Source organism: Rhodoferax sp. (assembly GCF_023701345.1).
Classification (GTDB): domain Bacteria; phylum Pseudomonadota; class Gammaproteobacteria; order Burkholderiales; family Burkholderiaceae_C; genus Rhodoferax.
The window spans coordinates 1-2,895 of the sequence record NZ_JAMPXE010000221.1; the positions used below are offsets into that span (position 1 = coordinate 1).

At 62.0% G+C, this 2,895-nt stretch carries 3 protein-coding genes and 1 pseudogene; all 4 read left to right on the top strand.

The window, feature by feature from the left end; translation table 11 throughout:
* A partial coding sequence (locus tag NDI87_RS17375) for an aldehyde dehydrogenase family protein (protein WP_296276855.1) occupies positions 1–1,033 on the top strand: 1,033 nt, incomplete at its 5' end.
* An 11-nt stretch (positions 1,034–1,044) separates the two neighbouring features.
* Entirely contained in the window at positions 1,045–1,884 is an 840-nt protein-coding gene (locus NDI87_RS17380; RefSeq protein ID WP_296276856.1) for an alpha/beta hydrolase, read from the top strand.
* A 50-nt stretch (positions 1,885–1,934) separates the two neighbouring features.
* The gene (gene dmpE / locus NDI87_RS17385; RefSeq protein WP_296276857.1) at positions 1,935–2,717 is read left to right on the top strand and encodes a 2-oxopent-4-enoate hydratase; all 783 of its coding nucleotides are present in this window, start codon (positions 1,935–1,937) and stop codon (positions 2,715–2,717) included.
* A gap of 25 nt (positions 2,718–2,742) precedes the next feature.
* Positions 2,743–2,895 (top strand): annotated as a pseudogene (locus tag NDI87_RS17390) (acetaldehyde dehydrogenase (acetylating)); the annotation flags it as partial.

Sequence of the window (2,895 nt, forward strand, 5' to 3'; positions counted from 1 at the left end):
CCCGCGCGGTGTCATCGCCATCATCTGCCCGTGGAACCTGCCGCTCTTGTTGATGACCTGGAAGGCCGGCCCGGCGCTGGCCTGCGGCAACACCGTCGTCGTCAAACCCTCGGAAGCCACCCCCAGCACCGCCACCCTGTTGGGCGAAGTCATGAACAAGGTCGGCGTGCCCCCCGGCGTCTACAACGTTGTCAACGGCTTTGGCGCCAACTCGGCCGGCTCCTTCCTGACCGCCCACCAGGGCGTCAACGGCATCACCTTCACCGGCGAGACCAAAACCGGCACCGCCATCATGAAAGCTGGCGCCGACGGCATCCGCCCGGTGTCGCTGGAGCTCGGTGGCAAGAACGCTGCAGTGGTGTTTGCCGACTGCGACTTCGAGAACGCCGTCAACACCGTGACGCGCTCGGTCTTCGAGAACGCCGGCCAGGTCTGCCTGGGCACCGAGCGTGTTTATGTGGAACGCCCGATCTTCGACAAGTTTGTCGCCGCCCTCAAGGTCAAGGCCGAAACCATGAAACCCGGACGCCCGTTTGACCATGACACCAAAATTGGCCCTCTGGTGAGCAAGATCCACCAGCAAAAGGTGTTGTCTTATTACGCCAAAGCCAAGGAAGAAGGCGCAACCATCGTCTTCGGTGGGGGTGTGCCCGACATGCCCGATGACCTCAAAGACGGCTGCTGGGTGCAACCCACCATCTGGACCGGCCTGCCGGAAACCGCCAGCGTGGTGCGCGAAGAAATCTTCGGCCCCTGCTGCCACATCCAGCCGTTTGACACCGAAGAAGAAGCGGTGCGCATGGCCAATGACACCAAGTACGGCCTGGCAACCTCCATCTACACGCAAGACATCAGCCGCGCCAGCCGCCTGGCCACCCAGATCGAAGTCGGCTTGTGCTGGATCAACAGCTGGTTCCTGCGCGACCTGCGCACACCGTTTGGCGGCTCCAAGCAGTCGGGCATCGGACGTGAAGGCGGTGTGCACTCGCTGGAGTTCTACACCGAGCTGCGCAATGTGATGATCAAGTATTAAAAGACAGAACCATGACTCAAAACCCTGAAATCGGCCAATCGATTGTTGCCAATGGCATCGTCACCAACTACCACGACGTCGGCACCGGCTTTCCGGTCCTGATGATTCACGGCTCGGGTCCGGGCGTGAGCGCCTGGGCCAACTGGCGCCTGAGCATCCCGGTGCTGGCCAAAGAGCGCCGGGTGATTGCGCCCGACATGGTGGGCTTTGGTTACAGCGAGCGGCCTGCCGGCATCCAGTACAACATGGCCAGCTGGGTGGCCCAGGCCGTGGGGCTGCTCGACGCGCTGGGCATTGAACAGGCCGACCTGGTCGGCAACTCGTTTGGCGGTGGCCTGGCGCTGGCGCTGGCCATTGCCCACCCCCAGCGCGTGCGGCGGCTGGTGCTGATGGGCGCGGCCGGTGTCTCGTTCCCGATCACCCCCGGGCTCGATGCGGTCTGGGGCTACCAGCCCTCGATTGCCAACATGCGCAAGCTGATGGACTTGTTCGCCTTTGACCGCTCGCTGATGAGTGATGAACTGGCCGAGCTGCGTTACCAGGCCAGCATCCAGCCCGGCTTTCAGGAAGCCTTCCAATCCATGTTTCCGGCGCCACGGCAAAACGGCGTCGAGGCGCTGGCCAGCCGCGAAGAAGACATTCGTGCATTGCCGCATGAGACCCTGGTGCTGCACGGCCGCGAAGACCTGGTAATTCCGTTGTCCAACTCGCTGACGTTGGCGAACTGGATCAACCGCTCGCAGCTGCATGTGTTCGGCCGCTGCGGCCACTGGACCCAGATTGAGCACGCGGCGCGCTTTTGTCAGCTGGTCGGCAACTTCCTGGCTGAAGCCGATGCGCTGCTGGCGTAAGGCGGCGTGCAAAATCAACTCTTTTTAGATAACCAACCGGAGCCAAATTGATGGATGCCAAACTGATTGAAACCCTGGGCGACGAGCTCTTCCACGCCATGCGCACGCAAACCGTGGTCGACCCGCTCACCAGCCGCCACCCCGACATCACCATCGAGAACGCCTACCACATCCAGCAGCGCATGCTGTCCAACCGGCTGCAAGCGGGCGAGCGTGTGGTGGGTAAAAAAATCGGTGTCACCTCGGCGGCGGTGATGAACATGCTGGGCGTGTACCAGCCCGATTTCGGCTATTTGCTGGACGGCATGATCTACAACGAAGGCCAGTCGATTGACGCCTCCACCCTGATCCAGCCCAAGGCTGAGGGCGAAATTGCCTTCATCCTGAAAAAAGATTTGATGGGCCCCGGCATCAGCAATGCCGACGTGCTGGCCGCCACTGAATGTGTCATGCCCTGCTTTGAGATTGTGGACAGCCGCATTCGCGACTGGAAAATCAAGATCCAGGACACCGTGGCCGACAACGCCTCCTGCGGTGTTTTCGTGCTGGGCGACCGCGCCGTTGATCCGCGGCGCATCGACCTGTCCAACTGCGGCATGGTGCTGGAGAAAAATGGCGAGATCATCGGCACCGGCGCCGGTGCCGCCGCCCTGGGCTCACCGGTGAACGCCGTCACCTGGCTGGTCAACACCCTGGGCCGGCTGGGCATCGGCATCAAGGCCGGAGAAGTCATCCTGTCGGGCGCGCTGGCGGCCATGTCACCGGCCAAAGCCGGCGACAACTTCCGTGTGTCGATTGGCGGCCTGGGCAGTTGCTCGGTGCGTTTTGCCTGATTGAATTGATATCTTTGGAGTTCTCATGAAAAAAATCAAATGCGCCCTGATCGGCCCCGGCAACATTGGCACCGACCTGCTGGCCAAGCTGCAACGCAGCCTGGTTTTGGAGCCGGTCTGGATGGTCGGCATCGACCCCGAATCCGACGGCTTGAAACGCGCCCGCGACATGGGCATC

Bases quoted from the DNA above. Each gene is read 5' to 3' on its own strand.
- dmpE (WP_296276857.1), top strand. From the start codon at position 1,935: ATGGATGCCAAACTGATTGAAACCCTGGGCGACGAGCTCTTCCACGCC.
- NDI87_RS17380 (WP_296276856.1), top strand. From the start codon at position 1,045: ATGACTCAAAACCCTGAAATCGGCCAATCGATTGTTGCCAATGGCATC.